The 234-nt window shown below is 62.8% G+C and carries 1 protein-coding gene; it reads left to right on the top strand.

Features of this window, described 5'->3' with window-relative positions:
• Positions 1 to 234, top strand: a 234-nt coding sequence (locus tag HWD93_RS18910) for a response regulator (protein ID WP_261647659.1), incomplete at both ends; no start/stop codon positions are given.

Here is a 234-nt window from a genome sequence, read left to right as displayed (position 1 = left end):
GCTGGATGAGCAGCTTGATACCCCGGTGATTTTCCTCACCGCCAAAGGCACCGTCGAGGACAAAATCAAAGGGCTGGAGCTCGGCGCCGATGACTATCTGGTCAAGCCTTTTTCGTTTGCCGAGCTGCTGGCGCGCATCCGCACCGCCCTGCGCCGCGGCGCACAGGCGAAGCCCGAAGAGCAGCTGACGGTCGGCGATTTGCGTCTCAACATCACCACCCGACGGGTGGAGCG

Source organism: Curtobacterium sp. C2H10, assembly GCF_025407985.1.
GTDB lineage: Bacteria > Actinomycetota > Actinomycetes > Actinomycetales > Microbacteriaceae > Curtobacterium.
This window is presented reverse-complemented; position numbering and strand designations above follow the sequence as displayed.